Annotated in this window: 21 protein-coding genes; 4 read left to right on the forward strand and 17 right to left on the reverse strand. The window is 44.6% G+C overall.

Annotated features, from left to right (window positions below; all coding sequences use genetic code 11):
• Nucleotides 1-98: 98 nt before the first annotated feature.
• Nucleotides 99-6,461, reverse strand: coding sequence for an Ig-like domain-containing protein (locus tag ACKI39_RS00160; RefSeq protein ID WP_407396449.1), 6,363 nt, complete (start codon nt 6,459-6,461; stop codon nt 99-101).
• A 278-nt stretch (nt 6,462-6,739) separates the two neighbouring features.
• On the opposite strand from ACKI39_RS00160, the gene ACKI39_RS00165 reads away from it, so the two are divergent.
• Nucleotides 6,740-7,477: an NAD-dependent protein deacylase gene (locus ACKI39_RS00165; protein ID WP_407396451.1), complete on the forward strand. Its 738-nt coding sequence runs from the start codon at nt 6,740-6,742 to the stop codon at nt 7,475-7,477.
• Here ACKI39_RS00165 and ACKI39_RS00170 read toward each other — a convergent pair.
• The 15 genes from ACKI39_RS00170 to ACKI39_RS00240 form a co-directional block, all read right to left on the reverse strand.
• A complete protein-coding gene (locus ACKI39_RS00170; RefSeq protein WP_407396453.1) occupies nt 7,470-7,826 on the reverse strand; it encodes a hypothetical protein in 357 nt (118 codons plus the stop codon). The genes ACKI39_RS00165 and ACKI39_RS00170 overlap by 8 nt on opposite strands.
• Entirely contained in the window at nt 7,827-9,092 is a 1,266-nt protein-coding gene (locus ACKI39_RS00175) for a beta-ketoacyl-ACP synthase (protein ID WP_407396455.1), read from the reverse strand.
• 2 nt (nt 9,093-9,094) lie between these two features.
• Entirely contained in the window at nt 9,095-9,823 is a 729-nt protein-coding gene (fabG, locus tag ACKI39_RS00180; RefSeq protein ID WP_407396457.1) for a 3-oxoacyl-ACP reductase FabG, read from the reverse strand.
• 15 nt (nt 9,824-9,838) lie between these two features.
• Nucleotides 9,839-10,318 (reverse strand): hotdog family protein, encoded by a 480-nt coding sequence (locus ACKI39_RS00185; protein ID WP_407396459.1) that lies wholly within the window; start codon nt 10,316-10,318, stop codon nt 9,839-9,841.
• Nucleotides 10,315-11,511: a beta-ketoacyl synthase N-terminal-like domain-containing protein gene (locus ACKI39_RS00190; protein WP_407396461.1), complete on the reverse strand. Its 1,197-nt coding sequence runs from the start codon at nt 11,509-11,511 to the stop codon at nt 10,315-10,317. The genes ACKI39_RS00185 and ACKI39_RS00190 overlap by 4 nt, the downstream gene beginning before the upstream one ends.
• Nucleotides 11,504-12,103, reverse strand: coding sequence for a DUF3261 domain-containing protein (locus tag ACKI39_RS00195; RefSeq protein ID WP_407396463.1), 600 nt, complete (start codon nt 12,101-12,103; stop codon nt 11,504-11,506). The genes ACKI39_RS00190 and ACKI39_RS00195 overlap by 8 nt, the downstream gene beginning before the upstream one ends.
• Before the next feature lie 63 nt (nt 12,104-12,166).
• On the reverse strand, nt 12,167-14,518 hold the full coding sequence (locus tag ACKI39_RS00200) for an MMPL family transporter (protein ID WP_407396465.1): 2,352 nt from the start codon (nt 14,516-14,518) through the stop codon (nt 12,167-12,169).
• Complete coding sequence (locus ACKI39_RS00205; protein ID WP_407396467.1) at nt 14,490-15,116, reverse strand: LolA family protein; 627 nt, start codon at nt 15,114-15,116, stop codon at nt 14,490-14,492. The genes ACKI39_RS00200 and ACKI39_RS00205 overlap by 29 nt, the downstream gene beginning before the upstream one ends.
• 33 nt (nt 15,117-15,149) lie before the next feature.
• Entirely contained in the window at nt 15,150-15,575 is a 426-nt protein-coding gene (locus tag ACKI39_RS00210; protein WP_407396469.1) for an acyl-CoA thioesterase, read from the reverse strand.
• The gene (locus tag ACKI39_RS00215; RefSeq protein WP_407396471.1) at nt 15,572-16,531 is read right to left on the reverse strand and encodes a lysophospholipid acyltransferase family protein; all 960 of its coding nucleotides are present in this window, start codon (nt 16,529-16,531) and stop codon (nt 15,572-15,574) included. The genes ACKI39_RS00210 and ACKI39_RS00215 overlap by 4 nt, the downstream gene beginning before the upstream one ends.
• Entirely contained in the window at nt 16,524-17,282 is a 759-nt protein-coding gene (locus ACKI39_RS00220) for a glycosyltransferase family 2 protein (RefSeq protein WP_407396473.1), read from the reverse strand. Before ACKI39_RS00220 ends, ACKI39_RS00215 begins: the two co-directional genes overlap by 8 nt.
• A complete protein-coding gene (locus tag ACKI39_RS00225) occupies nt 17,282-17,644 on the reverse strand; it encodes an ApeI family dehydratase (protein WP_407396475.1) in 363 nt (120 codons plus the stop codon). The genes ACKI39_RS00220 and ACKI39_RS00225 overlap by 1 nt, the downstream gene beginning before the upstream one ends.
• A 4-nt stretch (nt 17,645-17,648) precedes the next feature.
• Nucleotides 17,649-19,691, reverse strand: coding sequence for an AMP-binding protein (locus tag ACKI39_RS00230; protein ID WP_407396476.1), 2,043 nt, complete (start codon nt 19,689-19,691; stop codon nt 17,649-17,651).
• Nucleotides 19,666-19,917, reverse strand: a complete 252-nt coding sequence (locus ACKI39_RS00235; RefSeq protein ID WP_407396478.1) for an acyl carrier protein — start codon at nt 19,915-19,917, stop codon at nt 19,666-19,668. The genes ACKI39_RS00230 and ACKI39_RS00235 overlap by 26 nt, the downstream gene beginning before the upstream one ends.
• A 10-nt stretch (nt 19,918-19,927) precedes the next feature.
• A complete protein-coding gene (locus ACKI39_RS00240) occupies nt 19,928-20,194 on the reverse strand; it encodes a phosphopantetheine-binding protein (RefSeq protein ID WP_407396480.1) in 267 nt (88 codons plus the stop codon).
• 101 nt (nt 20,195-20,295) lie between these two features.
• Here ACKI39_RS00240 and ACKI39_RS00245 point away from each other — a divergent pair, with 101 nt between their 5' ends.
• The 3 genes from ACKI39_RS00245 to ACKI39_RS00255 are packed head-to-tail and all read left to right on the forward strand — an operon-like array spanning nt 20,296 to nt 22,934.
• On the forward strand, nt 20,296-21,411 hold the full coding sequence (locus tag ACKI39_RS00245) for a methyltransferase (RefSeq protein ID WP_407396482.1): 1,116 nt from the start codon (nt 20,296-20,298) through the stop codon (nt 21,409-21,411).
• A complete protein-coding gene (locus ACKI39_RS00250; protein ID WP_407396484.1) occupies nt 21,411-22,049 on the forward strand; it encodes a beta-ketoacyl synthase chain length factor in 639 nt (212 codons plus the stop codon). The genes ACKI39_RS00245 and ACKI39_RS00250 overlap by 1 nt, the downstream gene beginning before the upstream one ends.
• Before the next feature lie 9 nt (nt 22,050-22,058).
• Entirely contained in the window at nt 22,059-22,934 is an 876-nt protein-coding gene (locus ACKI39_RS00255) for a lysophospholipid acyltransferase family protein (RefSeq protein ID WP_407396486.1), read from the forward strand.
• Here ACKI39_RS00255 and ACKI39_RS00260 read toward each other — a convergent pair.
• Nucleotides 22,931-24,238 carry an amidohydrolase gene (locus tag ACKI39_RS00260; protein ID WP_407396488.1) on the reverse strand — a complete coding sequence of 436 codons (1,308 nt, stop codon included), beginning with the start codon at nt 24,236-24,238 and terminating at the stop codon, nt 22,931-22,933. The genes ACKI39_RS00255 and ACKI39_RS00260 overlap by 4 nt on opposite strands.
• Nucleotides 24,239-24,245 lie beyond the last annotated feature (7 nt).

The following is a 24,245-nucleotide window of genomic DNA, read 5'->3' on the forward strand; positions in this document are numbered from 1 at the left end:
TCTTTTTCTACTCGTCTGGCAAGAAAAAAAAGACCGCTCGGATTTACCGAACGGTCCTCAAATTCCTTTAGCTATGTGCCAAGCTGTTTCAGTTCAACTTAGAAGAGTGTTGTTCTCGCACCAATGCTGAATGTGAATACATACTTCTTGGCATCATCACCGCCAACATCGGATGGGATGAACCAAACCTGTGGTTCTACATATGTAGACCAGGTCCTGAAGTACTTTGCCTTCTCAATCGTTACGCGAGGGAATTCAAACTGCATGAGAGCGGCAGAAAGAACCTGTGCGACCTTTTCACCCGTTGTTGCGGATGCACCAGAGTCGGTGAAGTAAGAGAAGTTGGCACCGATGGAAACTGTTGCAGTAAGCCAGTCCCAGTCACGTCCCCAGAAGTATCTGAATGGTATGTAGGCAAGCTGAGCGATGATCTTACCGCTGAATACATTGCCACCAAAGCGCATACCTGTCAGTCCCTTTCCGAACATCTTGGAAATGCTGTCACGCTGTTCCTGAGTAAACTGTCCAAAGCTTGCCTGAACCTTTACGGCACCGTCAAATGCTGTAAGACCAACACCTACATTCCAGAGTGTAGCACCCCAGACAGAGGCGTCAAAGTAAAGTCCCTGGATGAACTTTGGTACCTCATAAGATGCCTTGTCACCCTTACGCAATGTAAGAGTTACATCGTTAAGGTCGATATCATCACCAGAAAGTCCACTGAACAGGAGCTGCTGGTTGTATCTTCCGCTTTCACCTGGAGAAATCAATGTTACGGATGGGTTGGTTCTATCAACCTGAACTACAGTTCTTGTGATAGCCTTGTCACCGTTGTACATTTCTGCCTTAACGAGCATGAAGTGGAATCCTGCAGGGATATCAAGGTTTTCTACCCTGTATTCCCAGTGTGTCTTTCCTTCCTTTGCAACAGGTTCGTAAGTCTTACCGTTGTCAAAGCTGATGTAGATTCTCTTTACCTTTCTGTTTTCAAGTTCACGGCGGCGGTCAGAAGGAATGGTCTTGTCCTTCATCTCAAGCTTTTCTTCTTCTGTAAGAATGTAGCCTGCATTACCTTCAAGCAATGGTCTGTTTCTTGCAAAGTCACCGTATGTGAACGTCTCAAGTGTTACCCATGGACCTGTTGCACTGTATACAAACGACTGCTCATTTGAAAGTACACGTTTACCGTTCTTTGTTACGGCAATTGTCTGGAATGAATGAACTCCATCCTTGAGCTCGTATTCTTCGCCAGCTGGATATGCAACGACATTTCCGTTTGCATCCTTTTCTTCAATAAGCTTTGGAGTAATTGTGTGGTTAAGAGTGAACTTGAAGTATCCACTCTTTGTTACTTCTGCGCTGCCAAGTTCTTCCATCTTGCGGCGGTCGATGTAAAGGTCAACATGGTCGATAGGATCATCTTTTTCTGAGTATGTACTACCATAGATGTTGAACTGTCCATGACAGTGTTCACCGTTAAGTGGATAGAGAACGTCAACCTTAGAAAGAGGCTTTGTCTTGTCTACTTCAATGTTGCGGCTGACACGAGTGATGTTGCCTGCGGCATCTGTACCTGTAAGCTCGATGTTGTAGAATCCATTGTTGAGCTCAGAAATATCGATGACCTGAGTGATGATCTCATCTGGAACAAGAACTCTCTTTGCAAGGCGGTCTGGGATTGTCTTTCCTTCAAGACTGCGGATTGTAAGGAAGAGGCTTGTAAGCTCGATGTTATCAGTTGTCTGACCAGACATGAAGATCCTTCTTGAAACCTTTGAATCGTCAAGTGGCAGCTCAAGTCTTAGGTTTGGAGCAGTATTATCGATGTTGATCAAAGATGAATAGAGAGCTCCGATTCCATACTTATCGTAGATGCGGATGAATACAACATGGGTTCCATCCTGAACAACAGCTGTGTTGAATGTGTATGACCAGTCTGTAGTTCCCTTTGCATCGTTGAATGTCGCACCGTTGTCCACGGAAATCTGAACAAGACCGATGTCGTTCTTATCGCTTGCCCAACCCTTGAGTGTAACAGTTCCCTTTACCGTCTTTTCGATTTCAGGAGAAGTCATTCCACCCTTTGGTTCCTCGAGGGATACGCGGAATGTACGCTTGATTTCGTCACCCTTTACTCCGTTTACATCGATTGCATATGCAGTGATCACATGCTCGTTGTCCTTGAGTGAAAGGAGTGGAATGTCAAACTTATAGCTTGAAGAATATTCGCTGCCATCTTCCGTGATGTACTGCTTGTATTCATCGTTGTCGATCTTGTAGAAGATCTTACACTTGCCATCATCATCGTAAACTACACCGGAAATTGTGAAGTCTGTCGTAACAACCTGCATTTCTTCTGGAAGGTGGATTTCTGTGACAGGCTTATCGCTCTTTTCATCTACCTTGAAGTCCCACTTGTTGATTACGGTTTCGTTTCCGTTGTCGTCTGTGAATGTGAATGACATGTTGTTGTCGATAGGAGCATCAAATGTTCCTACCCTCATGTTTGGAAGCTGGAAGTTCATTGTTCTGAGAGGATCGTATCTCTCCGATGAATCAACTTCATTTCCATCAGCATCCTTGTCCTTCTTTACAGGCACATCGCTTGCGTGGACGAAGATCTCATATGGGAGCTTTGTTCTTCCGCTTGCACTTGTGTACATGATCTTGTTTGTTCTGCCAGCATCCTTAACGGAGAATACAATTGTATTTTCGCCGTTAACTACAGATCCTTCTTCTGGAAGAATGACCTTTACCTCTGGAGGAGTTACATCCTTGTGAAGGACACTGTTCACATATGTCGTCTTTCCGACAGTATCAGTTACACGGAATGAGAATGGAACATATCCATCAGGAATTTCCTTGAGGGAAACATTTACCCAGAATTCACCTGCCTTTGTGAAAGCTACGTTCTTCCAGGCTGCCTTTCCAGATTCCCTGACAGTTCCGTCCTTTTCCTTGATATCCTGTTTTTCATCTGTGATTGCGTATTCAATCTTTGCGATTCCATTGCCGTCGCTAGCAGTACCAGAGATGATGAATGAATCCTTTACGAACGACATCACCTTAGGACTGTTCATGTTTACAGTTGGCTTTGCTGTATCTACGACAAGGTTGACATCAGGAGCAAGATATGAACCACCATCTTCACCGTTTACGCGAACGCTTACACCGCGGAAAGTTCCGTCAGTAGTCGCAGTAAGCTTGATGATGTTGCCTTCTGAAGAAACCTTAAGACCTGGTGTCTCACCGCGGACTCTTGCCGTAACTGGACCTGGAACATTGCAGTATCCTACCAAAGCTGAACCGTCGTTGAGGACATAGGCCTTGAGGCTATCGTCGTAGCGTGTCTTTCCTTCACACTGCCAGTAGATAGCAGGCTGGTTGTCAATATTTTCATGCTGGCGGATTACATTGAATGTACCCTTTGCAACGACTGTCTTTCCTCTTGCTTCTGCAGAAACCGCAATGTTCGTTATGCGTGCAGGAAGATTGGAAAGTGGAATTGTAGCCGAGTATACATTTTCAAATGTCTCAGGATCCGAAGAAATAAGATTGAGTGGTGCGGAACCAGACTGTTTTGAAAGTCCGCCTGGAGCATCAACACCGTCGATTGTGTATGAAACAGATTTGATTACGCTGTTGCTCTTTACCGTAACAGAGACTGCATGGCTTTCATCCTTTGGTGCGCCCCTGCCGAGAAGAACATTCATACCGCTCTTGTATGTTTCGTTGTCAATGTTTGAAAGCTCAACATCAATCCTGCTTTCTGCCTGAACATTGAGCGGTGATGAAGAAATCTTTACAGGCTTTGGAGTATCCTGTGTATTTGCAGTAAATACGATTGCAGGCTCGTCTGCACGGAGATTTTCCTTGCGGACATACTTGAATGCATTGTCCAATGATCCCTGATATACACATACACCGTAGTTGTCGCGTCCAGAAAGCCAGTACATCTTAGGAGCTGCCTTTACAACCTTCTTCTTTCCATCCATTACATCTTCTTCTGGAGCGTATGGAATCTTGCGGATAAACACTGCCTGTGCAGAATCCTGACCATCTGCTGTCTCTGCTACGATTTCAACGACAGCAACTCCTTCCGCAAATGAATTGAAATTAAGGTTTGTAATCGACCATGTTCCTCTTCTTGAAACATCGATTGTCGACCAGTCTGTATCTTCTGCACGTTCTGAACCTACGAGAAGAACATCGTTGAACATATTTGCCTTTACTGAAAGGATTCTGTAGCGAACCTTTGCAGAAGGAACTGTAACCTTACCAGAAATGCTGAGCTTTGTATCAGGTGTCTCGAATTCAAAAGGAATGCCACGGTCTGCGTTGTATGCCTCTGTGTCGTCGAGGGAAAGAACAAGCTTTTCAAGTGGAGCTACAAACTTGAGTGCCCTTGATGTATACACGGCTCCAGAAGCGTCCGTCACCTGTACCTTGAATTCAGTTGAATCAGTTTCAGAAGAAAGAGTGATTACATTTCCCTTGAAAGAAACATCAACACCTCTCTGGGCTGGGCTGAGGGCAACAGAAGAAATCTTTCCGCCAGCAAAGTAACCTGTGAGAGGTTTGTCCTTAAGTGCGATCACTGCACCATCTTCCGTTATCTTTGAATCTGTAAAATAGACACCAGGTGTGTCTGTCCATATCTTTGTAAGGTCACGGATATTTACTATTGAATTGAATACTGTTGGACGGCCGTAGATGTCTGTTGCTGTAACTTCAATCTTTGCAACGCCCCATGGAAGAGCATCGCCTGAAAGTGGAACGGATACGGCTACGTTCTTTTCTCCGCCCTTAAGTCCTGCATCGCCTTCAATGAGTCCGTTCTTTCCCCAAGTAAGTCTATACTTTGCAGAAGAAAGTCCGCATGTTGAAGAAACTGGAACTTCATATGTTCCGTCTGCTTCTGGATTTACAGTAAGTCCATTGACGAAATCAACCGATGATCCGCCTGCCTTGTAGACTGGCTGCCCAAACACAGGAGCAACACCCTTGGACTTGAATGTGCTTGTCGTAACGTTACCCTTGACTCCGTACTTGTCAGTTCCATAAACAGAGATTGTATGGTTTCCGTCTGCAAATGTGCCTTCCACTGGGGCATAGAATACACCGATGCAGTCGATTGTCTTTTCTTCGCCATTATCAACCTTGTAAGTAACGCTTACAGGACCATCATCATCTGTAACGATACCACGGAGGAAAAGAGCACCCTCCTCGCCTTCGAATTCAACACCGTTTGATGGATATCCGATGGTAACAACAGGTTTGTCATCTTCCTGGTTAAGTGCAATCGTATGCTTTACGACAACAGTGTTTCCCATCGTATCTGTACCAGTCACTGTAAACACTTCAGATTTCTGCTTTCCGATGGAGTTTACTTCCTTTACCCAGTATGGGTTTCCTGGAGTAAGCTCAAACTCGCCTGTCTCCTGTCCCCACTGCCATGTAAGCTTCTGGATACCGTTGATATCCTTTGCATAACCCGCGATCGTGAACACACCGTTCTTTACTTCATCCTTTGCAGGAGAAATGATCCTGATGTCTGGATTTGTGTTGTCAATGAAATAAAGGAATGCATAGTTTCCTACAGAACCAGCGTTGTCCCTGGCACGGAACCAACAAGTCGCAACACCGTCTGGGAAGTCCTTTGTGTTTACGGATATATTGAACTTGAATTCACTTATAAGTCCGTCTTCCGTTCTTTCCTTATATTTTTCTTCCTTGATCGATGCAAAGCTATAATACTTTCCACCATCGAGGGAATATTCAAGAGTATTGATACCGTTACCGTCTTTGATTGTTCCCGAAAGATCAATCCTGCCTGAAACAAGCTGTCCCATCGTAAGGTTTGTAACTTCAATTACAGGGGCACGGCGGTCAAGCTGCCAGGTTACCTTTGTGCGGTTTCCTTTCTTTGGAATTACACGGGTTGTATCTATCTTTCCGTTTTCATCCTTGTATGCATCAGGATTACCGTTATCAATACCGTATACTTCGATTGTATGAGGTCCTTCAAAAAGTTTTGTAGTATCAAGGAAGTAGGACCAGAATTCTGTACCTTGAGCCTTTACAGGATTCTCTTCGTCACCGTCAAGGATGAGCCATACTTCTGTAACCTTATCATCATCAACACAGGTTCCGACGATGTTGAGGTTACCTGGAACGCGCATGTTCTCTACAGGATTCGTGATGCCACTGACTGGGAGGTCTGACTTTGGATCAATGTAGATGTTGAACGGTCCAGCGATAGTCTTATTGCCTGCCTTGTCTTCCGCAGTAACAAGAACATTGTACTTTCCCGCTTCATGTTCGGTTTCCTGATTGATGTCGAACTTTTCCTGCCAGCTGTTTTCAGATCCAACAGAGCGAGAAGTAATCTTCTTTGCTGCAAACAAAGAAACAGGCAACAGCGATACTGCTACCAGGAATGCCAGTACTTTTTTTTGCATAATTTACCCCATTATTTATGAACTTTTTTTTATTGCCAAATATTCAGAAATAAAAAAACCAAAGAAAATCCAATTCTTATATGAAGAGAAATTCCCATATAGTCTTATCGGCATGATTTTTAAATTTCTATATATTCATTTTATCATAACTCCAAAATGTCAAAATCGTCAAACAAAACTTATAAAGAGGTGTTAACATTGAAATTTTCCTCTAACTTTATATAGGAATTTCAGATTTCAGGCGCTTTTTATGCCAACCGATGGTATAATTTCTGGATATGGAAGACAAAATAAAAGAACTTCAGCGCCTTGTGGACGAGGCCAGCAGGATTGTTTTTTTTGGAGGAGCAGGCGTTTCAACGGAAAGCGGAATTCCTGACTTCAGGAGCGTAGACGGACTATACAACCAGAAATGGGATTATCCGCCTGAAACCATAATCAGCGCATCCTTTTTTGCAGCAAAGACAAAGGAATTCTACAGGTTCTACAGGGAAAAGCTTCTGCTGAACGGAATAAAACCCAATGCGGCCCACCTTAAGCTTGCAGAACTTGAAAAGGCAGGCAAGCTTCTTGGCATCGTAACGCAGAACATTGACGGTCTGCATCAGGCTGCAGGCAACAAAAAGGTTTGGGAACTCCACGGAAGCGTATTGAGGAACTATTGCACCAGGTGCGGAGAATTTTATGACGACAGCTATCTGAGGGAAAATCCAGGCGAAGATGGAATACCAAGATGCAGCAGCTGCAACGGCATCATCAAACCAGATGTCGTACTCTACGAAGAACCTCTGAATGAAAGAACCGTGGAAGGAGCCTTTGATGCAATCTCAAACGCAGACCTTCTCATCATAGGAGGAACTTCACTTACCGTATATCCAGCCGCTGGAATGGTAAGGTATTTCAAGGGAAACAACATCGTCCTTATCAACCGAGATCCAACCCAGAGCGACGAAATCGCAGACCTTGTGATCCACGACAGCATAGGAAAGGTACTCAGCCAGATTAAGGTTACTTAAGGGCAGAACGCTGGCTCATTTTTGCCTTGAGGGAACTGATTTCTTTTTTTACGTTCTCCCTGGCGTTTCCTGCAATTGCCTGTTCACATGCAGAGCTTACGGCAGTTATCCTTCCGAGGATATCCTGCTCAAGCTTTGCTGCAAGAATTTCCTTAGACTCCTCGATTGAAGCAGCTTCTTCGGCAATCGATGCAATTTCCGCTTTTTCCACCTCAAAGGTATCATTGAGATTTCCAGATTTTTCAACAAGAAGGACCATGTGCCTGTTGATCTGTTCTATCAGACTTGGACCTGCTGGCTTTTCTTCCTTCTTTCTAAAAATATTCTTTATCATATCAGCAACTGCCATTTAGTTTTCGCTCCATTTTCTGAAGATGAGGGATGTGTTGACTCCGCCAAATGCAAAATTGTTTGACATTACATACTCTGCATCAATTTCCCGTCCATCACCCATGATGTAGTCCAAAGGTGCACATTCAGGATCCACCTCAGAAAGATTGAGGTTTGGATGGAACCATCCTTCATTCATCATATTTATTGTAAGCCATGACTCTATGGCTCCGCAAGCACCCAGTGTATGCCCAATGTAACTCTTTGTGGTACTGACTGGAACCGCACGGTTAAAGACCTTGTAAACGGCATTGCTTTCCGAAACATCACCGTGGGCTGTCGCCGTTCCATGAGCATTGACATAGGCAATGTCTTCTGGAGACACCTTTGCATCATCAAGGGCAAGCTTAAGGGCAACCGCCTGAGTCTCGCTGTTTGGACTTGTGATATGTGTACCGTCCATGTTCGTTCCAAAACCTGCGACCTCCGCATAGATTCTGGCACCACGCTTGACGGCATGCTCCATGTCCTCAAGGATCAACGTTCCTGCACCTTCTCCGATTACAAGACCGTCTCTTTTTGCATCCCATGCCGTAGGCGTTGTCTCTGGTGCGGAATTTCTTGCACTGGCGGCTCCCATGACATCAAAGATGGCACTGTCGGCAGCGGAAAGTTCATCCGCCCCACCTGCGATCATCATATCCTGCCTTCCGTCCGAGATTGCTTCGTAAGCATATCCTATTGCCTGACTTCCAGAAGTACACGCCGTATCCGTTACGATCACACGACCACGGATCTGATAATAGATGCTTAGATTGGCGGCACAGGTCTGAGGCATGCACTTGATGTAGGTCTGGGAATCGACCTTGCTGAAGTCTCCCCTTTCCACTATGCCGATCATGTCAGACAAAGCCTGCATGGAACCCATACAGCATCCATAGGCAATGCCAGTCCTTCCATTCTTAATTTCTTCTATGGAATTTCCTTCTTCATCAAGAAGACCTGCCATCCTGAGGGCATCGTCTGTTGCCACAAGAGACAAAAGTCCAACTCGGCCCATTCCGCGTATCTTCTTTCTTGGAAATTTTGGAAGCTCCTCTGTATAAGGGCAGGCAAGCTTTGTGTTCATCTTGTCCAGATGTTCCCATTCCTGCATGTACTTTATGAGGTTTTTCTTTTCCTTTAATCTTGAGTATGCTTCGTCCCAGCTGCGACCAAGTGCCGAAAGCATTCCAGCACCAGTAACAACAACACGTCGCTTTCCATTAGGCTTTGTGAATGTCATTGTCAGATCAATCCTCCGTTAACAGAGATAACCTGACGGGTGATATAACCAGCTTCCTCGGAAAGAAGAAAGACCGCAAGGGCACTTACTTCCGAAGGTTTTCCTGCACGTTTCATTGGAATCGTCTGCATTATCATTTCCTGAGGGGCATCCTTTATCATATCCGTTTCAATAAGACCAGGTGCAATGCAGTTCACAGTGATTGAGCGGCTGGCAAGTTCCGTGGCAAGGGACTTTGTCGCACCGATGATACCAGCCTTTGAGGCACTGTAATTTGTCTGACCTCTATTTCCCATGATGCCGCTGACGGAAGCAATGGTGATGATGCGTCCCTTTTTCTTTCTTGCCAATGGCATCACAAGAGGATTGAGCACATTGAAAAAACTGTCCAGATTTGTATGGACTACGCTGTCCCATTCTTCTCCGCTCAAGCCTGCAAAGGTATTGTCCTTTGTTATGCCCGCATTGCTTACGATTCCCCAGAGGGCACCATGAGTTTCTGTCATTGCATCAAGTTTTATCTTACAGTCATCGCGGTCGGTGATGTCAAACTGGATGAGTTCTCCATTGCCACCGAAAGACTTTATCTCTTCAAGCAGACTTTCTGCTTTTTCCTTTCCACGGTTGTAGTGGCAGATAACATAGTAGCCTGCCTTGGCGCAATCCAAGGCTATCGCTCTTCCTATTCCACCTGAGGCACCTGTAACCAAAACCTTCTTATCTTCATTCATTGCAATAATTCTCCACTATCGGTTGAGGATTGTTTCAATATCCTCTGTCTGCATCACCGTTATTGTCGCTTCAACTGCAGTTTCAGTCGCTTCTGGCGAAACATAGGCTGCACATTTATAGCGATAGATGTGGCTTTCGTCGTCCCTATATTCTTCTACGGCAGCCGCCTTTATGGTCGTTCCAGCCTTGAATACTTCAATATTCGACTCAAATCCAATGACGCTGAGGATGCATCCAGCCTTAGGTTCAATTCCGTAGAAGTTGTCATGAATTCCAGTGAGCGCCGATATGGCCTGAGCCATGATCTCAAAAGTACACCAGTTTGGGATTCCATCCAGTTCCTTTTCATAGAAGATAAAATCTTCCGATATATCGGTTTCCACCGTGATGGAAAGCTTTTCAACATCGTGCTGGGTAACCCTTGAAAGCAGGAACATCTTTCCCTTGTGAGGAAGATATTCCACTAGCCGATCTTTTTCTATCCTCTGGTTCATGATTCCCCCACGACAAGGCAGCAGTTGGATCCACCGAAAGCAAAGGAATTGCTCATGCATGTCCTGATCTTTCTGTTGGCTATGGAGTTTTCCTTATCCACAAAATTGAGTGTAGGCATTTCCTCGTCGCGAATTCCATCCCACATCTGCAGTGGAAGCACAGGAGTTTCGCTGCCCCTGTTGATCTTTATTGCTTCATAGCAGACTGCAAGCTCAACGGCACTTCCAGCGCCGAGGGTATGGCCTGTAAATGGTTTCGTGGTACTTGCAGCAACCTTGTATTCCCCAAAGACTGAATCTACAGCCTTGCTTTCCATCAAATCATTGAGCTTTGTTCCCGTACCATGGAGATTGATGTAGTCTATGTCAGTAGCCTTGAGACCTGAAGACCTGAGGGCACTTTCCATGGCACGCCTTGCACCGTCTCCACTAGGATCAGGAGATGTCATGTGATGTGCATCACAGCTTTCGCCGTAGCCAAGAAGCGCTATGTCAGTTCCAAACAGATTTTCCTTTGTCATTACAAAAAAGGCAGCTCCCTCTCCCAAGGTTATTCCATGCCTATTTGCACTGAAAGGATTTGTTATTTCTGAGGAAACAGCTTCCAGCGCACCAAAGCCAAGGAGAACCGTATCCGATGCAATGTCCACACCTCCAGCGACGACGGCATCTGCAACTCCAGAGGCAAGCAGCTGGGCCCCCTTGACCATAGCCTCCGCACTCGAAGAACAGGCAGTGCTGAAAGAAAGGCATGGTCCTGCAAGTCCAAATTTTTCCTTTACGAATGTAGAAGGATAGTCAGCCCCCTGCATCTCTATGGAATATGTATCATCGAATTTTCCCGTCTCAAAGAAAGCCTTGTGTCCCGCAACGGAAAATTCAGTTCCGTTGTCGCAGGAGCCTACACAGACGGCAATGCGGTCAGGTCCGAATTTTTCTTTTACGGAAGCAACGGCAGAGGATATCTGATCCAATGCCATTTCCTGGATTCGATGGATCCTCATGTCGAATCTTGCAGTAGTTTTCTTTAGTTTGTCTTCATCAATTCTTCCTGCATAGAATTCTTCACCTGAAACCGCAGCAACTTTCTTGATGCCGCTTTGATTCCCTTTTGTGACTGAATCCCAAAGTTCCCTGGCACTTAGCCCTGCACAGGTCACGACGCCAGGATCACTAAGATAAACTCTATTCATCGCCGACTCCAATGAGATGGTATTCATAGCCGCGAAGGATGTTCTTTATCTCCATGTAATTTTTTCTGAGAGTGATTTCTTCTATTATTTTGCTGCCGTCAAGAATTCTTCTGACTTCTGTTTCTCCGTCAGATTCAACGGTAAAAACAAGCTTCTGTCTTGCAAGTCTCTGAGACAGAGCCTCTGCCTTATATATCGCAAGCTGAATGTCCCAGACTATGTATTCAGCCTTAAGGTTTTCAGGGAACAAAGAAGATGAAAATTCCACAACATTGTCGCTGTAAGTAAGGTCACCAAGACTGGTTCCAAAATCATTGAGCATGGAAATGCTTATTCCTTTCTCGTCAGCCTGTATGTACAGAGGGAGAGAAAAGCTTCTGTCACCAAAGGATCCTTCAAAAAGCTGAACTTCATCCATTGGCTTAATGATGTTGTCCGCAGTGAGTATATTTACTTTCTTAAGGTTGGTAACAAAAACGGCAGGTGTCTTAACCTCCGCCTCAACGCCACCTGATGCGCAGGAAACAAAAAAAGCTGAAGTCAAAACAACCAGCGAGACAATTCCTGCACAGAATCTGGAAAATCTAATCATAGATAAAGTTTAAATATTATGGATATTTTTGTCAAATTGACGGCGTCCATTGCATCATGACAGCTATCTTTCATAGAAGAATGAGCTGTAATATGCAGTTATAAGTCCAACCAGAATTGCAAGTCCCATAAGATGCACAGGAGTAAAGGAACTCAAGGAAATCGCACCAAAGGAAATTGCCGTCGTAAAGAAGGAAAGCAGGATCGCATATGGTTCAAGCCTCTTGTTTTCCGTTGAATCATTTCGCTTCTGGGCTTCCACCATGTAGATGACATAATCAAGTCCAAGACCAAAGACAAGGATGATTCCAGTAATCGAGAAAAATTCCAGATGAATCTTTGCGATGGCAAAAACAGAGCTTACAAGGAGAATTATCAGCAGTGGAATCGAAATGATCTTAAGGGACTGCTTGAGCTTGTAGAACATCTTTAGGACAACAAAGATGAGCACATAGGCAACGGCAAAGAACTTAAGGATCATTACAGTAAGGATATCCATGTCGTGGCTGATGTCCGCCATCTTGTTTATATAGAAAACATCCTGACCGTATTTTGCGGCAAAGGTCTTTCCATCAAGCCCTTCTGGAATGAAGGAAGGCATAACGACGGAATACCAGGTTCCCTCGATTTCACCGAGCCATGAATTGGCACAGGCAGTCTGAATGAATTCAGGAAAATCTTCCATGGTCGTGTAGACATTCTTTTTGGATTCCCATTCAGCTCGAATTTCCTGAGCCATGGATTCATCTTCTCCGATATAGGAAAGCTGGGCTTCCATCACAGGAAGAAGGCTTTCATAGATTTTCTTGGACCTATCCTGCTGCTCCCTTGAAGGAAGGAAGTCAGAAGTACAGAAAAGTGATATGCCCTCTATATTATTTCTTAAATCCGATACGACTTTCTTTTCCAGGACAATGAGCTCGTCAGCGCTTGATCCACGGATGATGAACCAGCCTCGTGGCGCATAGTTGAGCACTCTGGCACTTTCAATCTGATCTTCAAGCACACGACCTTCCATCTTGTATAGGCGCGAAAGATCATTTTCAATCCTGCAGTGCTTGTATCCAACGCCAAGGCAAGTGAAAGCAAAAACAAACATTGCGGTGACTGCACAGCGGCCTGCAATTTTTCTGTTGTACCATTTTGGAATCCTTACGAACCTTGTTCCACGGACACGGCGTTTCTTGTTCTCTGGAACTGGAACCAGAGGATATATACAGACAACGGAAAGGAAGGAACTGAAAATTCCTGACAATGAGAAAACCGACATCTGCTTAAGAAGCTCAAAGGGTGCAAAGATAAGGATTGCAAAACAGATTTCCGTAGAGATGAGCGAAAGCAGAAGCCCCGAAAACAGATACTTCCTGATTTCAGCACCAGTTGTCAATGAAGTGTTTGCCTTCCAGTTGATGAAGTAATGAAGGCTGTAGTCAATGCAGGAACCTATGAGGGATGTACCGAAAATCAAGGTCAGGACATGAACCCTATGGAATACGGAGATTGTAAGAAGGAATGCCGTAAGGACAGACACTCCGATGGAGCCAAGGGAAAGAAGAATAGGAACAGGTGTCCTGAAAACAAGAAGCAGCATGGCAAGGACCGCAGTGAGGGACACCACGGAAATAATGGTAATTTCCTTTGAAGCTGCGTTTGAACTTTTATGGCTATGGAAAGTCGTACCTGAATAAACAAAGCGCTGGCCATCCTTTTCGTACTTTGAGCATACATCGTAGATTTCGGAAATTCCGTTCTTTCTGCTTGCCAGCGCAGAGCCTTCCTTGCTTAAAAGACCACGGACCATTACATACCAGCTGCCGTTGTATTCCTTTGCAAGGACATTATCCTTTAGTCCCAAAGCAGTGCCGTTTGATGCAAGGGAACCAAGATAATTTTCCATCTCCATTTCAGTCAAAAGGAAAGGATCCCTATCCAGATACCCAAGGCTTGAATAGGTGAAAGGGCTGTACAGCTTTTCCATTGCCTTTTCTGAAATTGCAGAAGCATCTCCTGCATCTTCATCTATGAAATTGAATCTGTTTTCCAGAAGAAAATTTTCAAACTGCCCCAAGGTCTCTGTATCCTGATACAAGGACAGGGACTTGAAATTTCGGCTGCCTTTAAGCTCCTCGTAGACTTTCTCCGCGGTATCCTTTGCCGCATCGAAATCTTTGTTGCAGGAAAGGATGAACACATTGCGGCTGGTCACTTCTGAAAGCTTTCTGTCAGCCTTCTCGACCGATTCACCAGAGAACTGCTTTGGAAGCATGTTGAACAGATCAGCATCAATCTTCAGGGACCCCTTTGAAAACAGAAGGGAAAGACCGAATATGGCGAGGACAATGAAATGGGTTACAAGCCAAAGAGCAAAAAAGTGCCTGTTGGAAAATCTATCTGTTATTGAAGCAAGCTTTTTCATCTGTAGTTAATTCCTTAGGATGAGACTGGTTCATGAATCTGTAGAGGACAGCACCTCCCTTTGCTTCATTGAGGATGATTTCGGAAATTTCCGAGCTGACGGAGCTGCTTTTTCCATTGAGGACTATGCTGCTCATTACGGAAGCAACAGTCTTATCCTTAGGTTCAAGCGAAACAGTCCATGTATTGTCTGCACCTGCCGAAAAAACAAGCTTGAAATTCTGCCCCAGCTTCGAAACATCGTTTGAGAATAGGGCAAGCAAGGTTGAAGAAACGCTCTTGAAGGCATCGTTACCTTTTGCATCAGTCACCTTTCTGCTTCCGTCCGCTCCAATCTGAACCATGTAGTCTTCACCAAGAACCAATGTCGAAGGAAAAGGCTTTTCTGTGCTCCAGACAATTCCCTCTGTACTGAAAATGAATTTTCCGTTTGACCTGAGTGTCTTTCCTGTCTTGCTGAGTGTCTTTTCCTGGACAAAATCCCCCTTTGTGATCCTGTTCCTTGAAAGGTCAGCGCAGACTGATTCTATTGAAAGGCTCTGCGCAAAAGTATATAAAGCGGCAAAAAGAACTGCCGTAAAAGCCATTATTTTTTTCATATCCAAACATCTCCTGTATCGGTCATCGGCAAATCATCCTGCAATGGCTGCCTTCATCCTGTTGATGAAAGTTTCTGGGCAGACGAACATGGTCTCACCTGTAGATTCCTTGACAACCATCTGTGTCGATTCAGCCTTTGTTGTAAGCTCTCCTTTTGAATTGAAAATCTCATACTTCACCTTGAGGCAGTTCTCGTATTCAATTACTGAAGAACGGATTTTTGCAACCTCATTGAAGTGGAGGGATTTCATATAGCGGACCTTTATGTCCACGACAGGAAAGGAATAGCCCTCATCCTTCATATCTATATAATTATAACCAATTTCATCAAGAAGAGCACAACGCCCGACTTCCATGAACCGCACATAGTTTCCGTGATAGCAGATGTCCATGGAATCCACGTCGTAGAATTCAACCTTGAATTCCTTTTCTACTGTGAAATATTCTTTACTCATCATTCAGCCTCACTCCAGAAATCAAAAAAGTTGTACCACTGGTTTGGAAACCACATGCAGTATTTTTCAAGCATCATCACATAGTTTTCACAAAGCCGCTTTATTCTTTCATCGCGCTCACTTCTTTTGCAGTCGGTAAAGTCGATGTCTGACCTGTGCATATACACGGCATTCACAGGACGGAGCATTACGGCTTCATCCCTAAGCCCAAAGCAGAAATAGGTCGGACATTCCAGAAGGGCTGCGATGAGGAATACGCCATATGGGAAATTTGCCTCTTTGCCAAGAAACCTTGTCTTTATGAACCTGTTGGTTGAATGTGCGGAAATCCTGTCTCCTGTGAGCACGACAATCTCTCCGTTCTTTATCTTTTCCTGCAATGAAATGATCGTCTCTGGTGTAATGTCGGTCGGATCAAGAGCGGTAAGTTCATAGTCAGGATTTATGGACTTAAGAACCTTGTTGAATTTTTCAGAAGACTTGATTTCCATGATGACAGTAACAGGCACGACCTTGTCCACACCTGCCCTGCTGAAGGTTGAAAGGCTTCTAAGAAGATCTACATTTCCAAGATGGGAAGCAAGCATAAGACAGCCCTGTCCATTCTCAAGATTTTCCCAGTAGTCATCTATGTCGTCATCGTTGTAGAAGATATCTTCCTCGTCGATCTTTCCAATCCAGCCAGCGATTCGTTCAACAAGACAAAGACTGAAGGAAAAAAGCGTCCTGTAGGTCGAAAGCTTCCGAGGAAGATGTCCACCAGTAAAAGTCCTCATCTGGTTCTGGAACCTGCGAATCTCCGTCCGTGCGCGTTTTGAAAAAAGATAGTAAAAGAAAGCGACAGGAAAAATAATGACACTGACCACTGGCAAAGGAAGAACCTTTACAAGTCCAAGCGTCAAAAGAAGAGGGAAACTTGTCTTTACCTGCTCTTTTTCGTCGAACCACTGTCTATCCATTTTTCCTTGAACCTCTTTTAAACATTCTCCAGACAAGGACGGGTGAACGGAACATCATGCCTATGCAAAGCCTTGTGTAGGTGAGTGATATATGAATGTTGTCCCTTACTACGCGGAAATTGGAAACACCATCCTTTGGATAGTTTACCTTTACAGCACTCTGAACGACAGGAATGCCCTTCCACATAAGGTGGACAAGTATGTCTGTGTCAAAACCCATATGGGTATCGATGATGGCATGGGATTTTAGCAGCTTATGGTAAGGAGCCACAGGATACACACGGAAGCCGATAAGACAGTCCTTGATTTCATTGGACAGGGTAACGATGTGCACCCAGGTGTTGGCAACCTTTCTTGCCTTAAGCCTTGCTGTAGGCGCGCTTTCATCATATTCAGGATATCCGCATATGATTGCTTCTGGATTCTTTTCCGAAAGCTCAAGAAAATGCTTTACACGCCCCACATCATGCTGACCGTCTGAATCAATCTGAAGGAAATGGGTGACTCCAAGCTCATGGGCCTTGCGTACACCATCATTCACAGCCCTTCCCTTTCCTCCGTTACTGCTGCGCCATACAGGAACGACACACGGATATTTTTCCACAACCTGACGGATGAATGCCTTGTCCTCTTCTCCGTTTCCATCATCGACAACGATTATTGGACAATTGAATTCAAGGAGAGAGGAAACGACATAGTCCAGGGTCGACCCATGTCTATAAACTGGAATGATAAAAGCAAATCTGTTCATCAACTTTTTACCGCCGCAAATACTCCAGAAGAATAGACCTTTGCTTCATCTGCAGAAGACCAGAGCTTAAAGGCTACTGAATTCTTCTCTGCATTGAAATCCAGCTTCATCCTGACCTTTGCATCAGGCAGAATAGGAGCCGAAAATTTCATCCTCTTGATGGACGAGATTCCACGGCTTACATGGAAGTATTTTTTTGAAAAACGTGAAATCAATTCAAACTGTCCTACGGCAGGCAAAAGCTTGAACTGAGGAAAATGTCCGTCAAAGAAATCACTTTCCTTTGGAACAACGAATTCCAACATAACGGAAGAGTCATCCTTGCTTATTACGGTTTCATTTTCTATTGAATGGCTGCTCATGGTTCTATGCATCCTGCTGGTTTTCAAACATGGCGGCTATCTCATTCCTGTGCTTCTTACCCTGAACATCTACAGGAAGCGCATCCACAAAACGCCATTTCTTTGGAAGTACAACATTCTCAAAGAACTTCATGAGCCAGTCATGGAAATATCTGTTGATGAGGTATTTTTCAGTTCCTTCGAATTTCTTTTTTCCTTCGGCATTGAGCACGACCGCCGCCGCAAGAAACTGACGGACATCATTTGAAAGGGCAATGACCTTTACATCTGCAACAAGACCGCTTTCAAGGATCCTGTTTTCGACTTCCGTCATGGATATGCGTTTTTCCTCGATCTTCACAATGGAATCGCTGCGACCTTTAAGGAGGAACTTCTGGCCTTCACCAGTGAATTCAACAAGATCTGCCGTGGCAAACCCATCTGGATTCTTGATGTACGGTGATATGATACGAAGACATCCGTCATCACCTTTCCAGACCTTTGCGTTGTCGAATGGAGTCCATACAGAACCATCCTTTGCCTGCTGGCGGTAGGCTATTCCACTTGTCTCCGTAGAGCCATAGACCTCAAGGGGACAGAATCCAAACACCTTTTCGGTAAGGACCGCAAGTTCTGGGCTTACGGCACCACCACTGGTAAAAATCCATGTGTCGTCAAGGGGAAGCTTTTCCTTTGATTCAACCGTGCGCTTAAGGAATGCTGGAGTCGCAATGATGATGTATTTGTCGTCCGTAAGCTTTTCAAAGTCCTCAGGAAATTCAATTCTTGTCCTGCGGAAAGGTACACCCAAAGTGAAAGGCAGACAGATCCCAAAAAGGAAGCCATAGATATGATGCTGGCTTACTGTCGTAACAAGACGGCGGCTAAGGAATTCCTGTCCCCATTTGGAGATGATGAACGCATTGTCTTCTTCAAATTCCTTCATGCGCTGGGGAACTGCCTTTGGAGTGCCAGTCGAACCTGAAGTATACATGAAGATGTTGGAATCCTCAGGATTGATGGCAGGAACGGTCCTGATTTCTTCTTCTGAAGGTTCCGCAGCATTTTCAATCAAGTCTGGGATGAAGGCAGATCCTTCGATCACCTCGTTGTTTTTCTTCTGGTCGGTAAGGAATTCCGTTCCCTCTTTTTTTATCTCTGCGATGAAAGATTCCGCGATGTTCTGCGTAAGGAAGACCTTTTTGCCGCATTGGAGAAGCGCAATAAAGACAACCAGAAAATACCAGTAGTCTTCACAGTGAAGTATCCATTCCTCCGCACTCTTGGCAGAAATGTATTTTCTTGCCTTTGCAGTGTCGCAGAGGAAATCCTTCCATGTCTTGTAGGATCCAGAAGAATACCTTTCGTCATAGCAAAGGATGTGGGAATCCTTTCTTGATTCCGCATTGAATCTAGAAACAGGATATGTCTTGATCATCTTTCCATCCACCTTCTTTCTAACAATAAATTCCACGGCAAAAAGAAGCCCCATGAGGACATAGGAAATCCCGCCGTTATATATGGACCACACCCTGTCACTGGCAAAGAATGCAGTCCAGATTGAAACGCATCCATTCAAAATGAAATAGCAGCACCATACGATGGTTACCTTGAAGCAATAGCGTTCAACCTGTTTTTCCCACGAGCTTCCCCTGATGGTTCGGTCCATGAGAGTTGCAAACCTGAAGATGATGCTTGGAGCTGAAAAAAGAGTGCTTCCGAAAGCAACAAGGAATATCAGGCTTATGGCCACAGAATAGAGCTTAAGAAAAATCGTCCTCTGTGTTATAAAACAAAAAAGACCGGCAGCAAGAAAAAGGGCCGATGACACCAAGGGGCGCCAGCTTAAGGCAGACTTTTTATCACTATTACCGGTTTTAGCGGTTGCACTAAGAAAAAATGCAGCCGCAAGAATCATTATGCAGAGGGAAAGAATCCTTACAGGCAGCTTGAACACCACCAGCATGGAGAAAACCAGCACTGGATACACAGCCGCCACTGCATAAAAAAGAATCCTAAGGAACCTGGACAAAACACTTTCCTTACGCCCAGACCTTTGCAATGGCATCGACAACATCCTGGACGGTCTTCACTTCCTTGAAGATGGAAGCATCGATAGTCGGCTTTCCTTCTGGAGTATATTCCTTCATTTTAACTACAAGATCGATGGCATCGATAGAATCCAGATCAAGGTCATCGCCAAGAAGGGCATCTGGGGTAATGTCAGCTTCATCAAGTTCAAAAACCGAGACTAGAATTTCCTTGAGCTTTACAAAAATTTCTTCCTTTGACATCCTGAACCTCTTAGTTTGCCTTTGCGCGTTCTGCCGTTATATATTCTGCAAGTGCATTTACAGAAGCAAAAACCTTTTTTGTATCTTCGCCTTCTGTTGCAAATTTAATTCCAAACTTCTTCTTGAGGGCAACACCAAGTTCAAGAGCGTCGATTGAGTCCAAACCAAGACCTTCGTTGAACAAAGGTGCGTCATCAACTATGTTTTCTGGCTTGATGTCTTCAAGCTGCAATGAAGAAATGATTACTTCCTTGATTTCCTGTTTCAATTCGTCCATGATAAATTCTCCTGAGAACAAAAACTACAAATAATGTTAACCTTTATTATATAGTAGAAATGAATGCTGATTCAATATAGAATGATTTCCACGAGGGAATTATGGACAGATCCAAATATTCATTTGACAAGTATAAAGATGACGACATACGCGCCATCGACGCACGCTTTGAAGCCCAGAAAATAGCCTTTGCCCCTATGACATTCCAGGCAATCAGGGCAATGATTGAACTTGGCATTCTTAACCTTATCGAGGATGCTGGTGACGACGGAATTTCCATTGCCGACCTTGCAAAAAAGACCAGCCTTACGGAATACGGTGTGGGTGTCCTTTGCGAAATGGCATTGGGAATGAATGTAATCAGGATAACAAAGGATTCCACCTGCCAGAAGGATGAAAAGTACACATTGGGTAAAACAGGCTGGTTCCTCCTGAACGATACCCTTACAAAGGTGAACTTCAATTTCACCAACGACATCTGCTACAAAGGCGCCTTCAAGCTCAAGGAATCTGTAGTAAACGGCAAGCCAGAAGGACTAAAGGAATTTTCCGACAAGTGGACCGTCATCTATGAAGGACTTTCTCAGCTTGATGAACGTTCAAAGAAATCCTGGTTTGAATTCGATCATTTTTATTCCGACATAGCTTTTCCTGTTGCCCTTCCTGTAGTTTTTGGAAGCAATGCACCAAAGACCCTTGTCGACATCGGCGGAAACACGGCAAAGTGGTCCATCGCCTGCTGCAAATACAACAAGGATGTAAAGGTGACCATAGTAGACCTGCCAGGACAGACTGCGGTCGCAGAAAAGAATGCGGCAGCAGCCGGTTTTGCAGACAGAATCAGCACCTGCAGCGGAAACGTTCTTGATGAAACTACAAAACTTCCAGCCGGTGCAGACGCCTACTGGATGAGCCAGTTCCTTGACTGCTTCAGCCTTAAGCAGGTTACTAAAATTGCAAAGAAAATCTATGAAGCTGCCGGAGACAATACAACCGTCTATGTTCTTGAACCATTGTGGGACAAGCAGCAGTTTGAAGGCAATGCATACTCCGTAATGGCAACTTCCCTTTACTTTACCTGCATGGCAAACGGCAACAGCAAGATGTACCGCTTTGAAGAATTAAGGGATGCCATAGAAGCAGCCGGATTCCGTCTTAAGGACGCCCACCACAATTTAGGCAGCAACGCATACTCTCTTCTGGAGTTCGGCAAGTAATGAAATTTTACATCAGCAGTACAAAGGCATGGGCCCCTGGAATTGAAAACGGGCTTGATGCCATTCAGAACGAAAAGCTTTCGCCAAAAATTGAATTCACAGATCCACTGTTCCGCAGAAGATTCAGCCAGATAACAAAGATGACGGTTCAGGTTGTTCATGATGTGGTTGAAGAAATTCCAGGCGCAAGAGATTTCAAGATTGTTTTTTCTTCTTTCCGCGGTGAAATAGAAAGGGAATTCGCCATCGATAAAATGCTCATAGAAGACAAAATGATTCTTCCTGCCGCATTCTCCCTTTCTGTGTTCAACACTCCCATTGCCGCCGCGACGATAGCACTGGGCATGAAGGGAGGCTATAGCGTAATCTATCCTTCAAAGGGATGCTTCAAGGATGCCCTTCTTTCTGCGGCAGCAAGCGTCCTTTGCGGAGATGAAAAGGAAATCCTCTTTGTCTATGCGGATGAAAAAATTCCTGACGAATATGCTGGAACCATGAAGAACTATGAATCCTCTTCTGAACCTGTACCTTTAGCCTTTGCCTGCATTCTTTCTGCAGACAAAAAAGAAGGTTCTGTAGAATTTGATTCAGAATCTCTTGCAAATACTCCGCTGGATTTTTTAAGACAGGCGCTTTAGGAAAATTCAATGGCAGCTGAAAAACTTTCAAAAGAAGAATTCGACGAAAAATACAACTGGCGTGATTTGCCTAAAGTCTCAAACTGGATTGCATACACTTACCGTGCCTTCATGAAGCTTTTCTGGATCTTCTTCATCGGTTTCGGGGCAGTGATCCTTGCCGCCATCGTCTTTCCTGCCTTCAAGATTTTCATACACTCCAAGGATAGGTTCCGCTGCACCGCACAAAGGTTTGTCTCCGCAACCTTCAGGTTCTTCATGTTCCTTCTGAAAATTTCGGGCATCGCAAAATTACTTACGGATTCCAGGGAAGAATTCCGCAACATGCATTCACGCATCGTTGTCGCAAACCATCCATCAATACTTGATACCGTAGTACTCATCGCCCTGATTCCAAACGCCACTGTCATAGCAGGCGAAAAATATGCTAAGGGTGTTCTTGGCGGAGTGATAAAGGCCTGCTACATAATCAACTCTTTGGATTTTGATGAACTCTGCAGGCGGTGCAAGGAAAGCCTTGATCTTGGAAGCAACGTAATCATTTTTCCAGAAGGAACCCGAACACCTCGCCATGGGCAGAACAACTTCAAGAAAGGTGCCGCAAGAATCGCAAGGGCAACGGGCGCAAACATAATTCCAGTCCTCATTGCAGGCAGCGATAAATTCGGACTTGGGAAAAGCAATCCTTTCTGGTCCTTCAATCCTGTCGAGCAGCTGATCTACCATTTGATCATGCTTCCTGAAATCGACATATCTGAATATGCGGAGCTGACAGATCCTATCGCCGCAAAGAGAATTACACAGAAATGCTCAGAATCCATCCACAACGCAGCGGACCAATACAAAAAAGACCATCCGCTTACACGGACGGTCAACAACGTTTAGTTTGCAAGTTCCTTTATGATGCGTCCAAGTCTTTCATTGACTTCTTTGTAGACTTCTTCCTTGTTGATGAAGGCAAAGTTTCCGTCGCGGTAAACTACTCGGCCGTCAATCATGTTCATCACAATGTTTGAACTCTGTGCACTGAAAACAACGTTGGCAAGAGTGTCAAAATCCGGCTGCATGTTTGGTGTCATAAGGTCAAAGACAATCATGTCCGCCTTGTTGCCAACTTTGATTGCACCGCAGTCTTTTCTTCCCTGGGCAAGGGCACCGTTTACAGTTGCCATCTTAACAATGTCTGCTGCAGAAACCGCATTGGCATCTTTTGTTGCACCGCGGCAAAGAAGGGCGGCAACATGGATTTCTTCCATCATATCCAGATTGTTGTTGCTTGAAGCACCATCAGTTCCTATGCAGACCTTGAGTCCCTTTTCCACCCAACGCTTTACAGGAGCAATGCCGCTGCCAAGCTTAAGGTTGCTTGAAGGATTGTGAACTAGGAAAGAACCAGCCTTCTTCAAAAGCTCCTCGTCTTCTTCGGTTACATAAACGCAGTGGGCAAACTGACACTGACTTTCAAGGACACCTGCATTTTCCATGAACTCGGCAGGGGTCTTTCCTTCATGTCGTTCCTTACATTCAGTCTGTTCCTTTTCCGTTTCTGAAAGATGGGCGTGAATGTTGAGACCTGCTTTCTTTGCTTCCTCAGCTATGATTTTTGCAACGCGGTCGTTGTTTGTGTATTCAGCATGAAGTCCCATATCCACCTTGATGCGGCTGCTGAACTTTCCGTTCTTAACAGAATCAAGAAGAGCCCATGTCTCATTCCAGCCACGGTTGTTTGCAAGGTCTTCGTTCGGATCAAAAGAAGTAACACCGTTACAGATGTTTGCCTTCATTCCACATTCATCAAGAGCCTTTGCTTCATCTTCAATACGGAAATACATGTCGCTGATGCTTGCACAGCCACTGGCAATAAGTTCCATGGCACCGAGCTTTGTTGTCCAGTAAATATCTTCAGCCGTAAGCTTTGCCTCAAATGGAAAGATCTTTGTAAAGAGCCAGTCCTGCAACGAAAGCCCTTCACCATAGCCGCGGAGAATTGTCATTGGAACATGGCAGTGGGTGTTGAAGAAACCGTTCATGAGGAACTTTCCTTTTCCGTCATAAATTTCTTCCTCTGCCGAAGTTTTTTCCGGCATGGTTGTACCGATATAGGAAATCTTTTCATCCTTTGTCTGGACAAACATATTTTCAAGAACCTTGAAATTCTCATCGAGCATCTTTATGTTTGAAAAAATCATGCTGCTT

The organism is Treponema sp. (assembly GCF_045641405.1).
Taxonomy (GTDB): Bacteria; Spirochaetota; Spirochaetia; order Treponematales; family Treponemataceae; genus Treponema_D.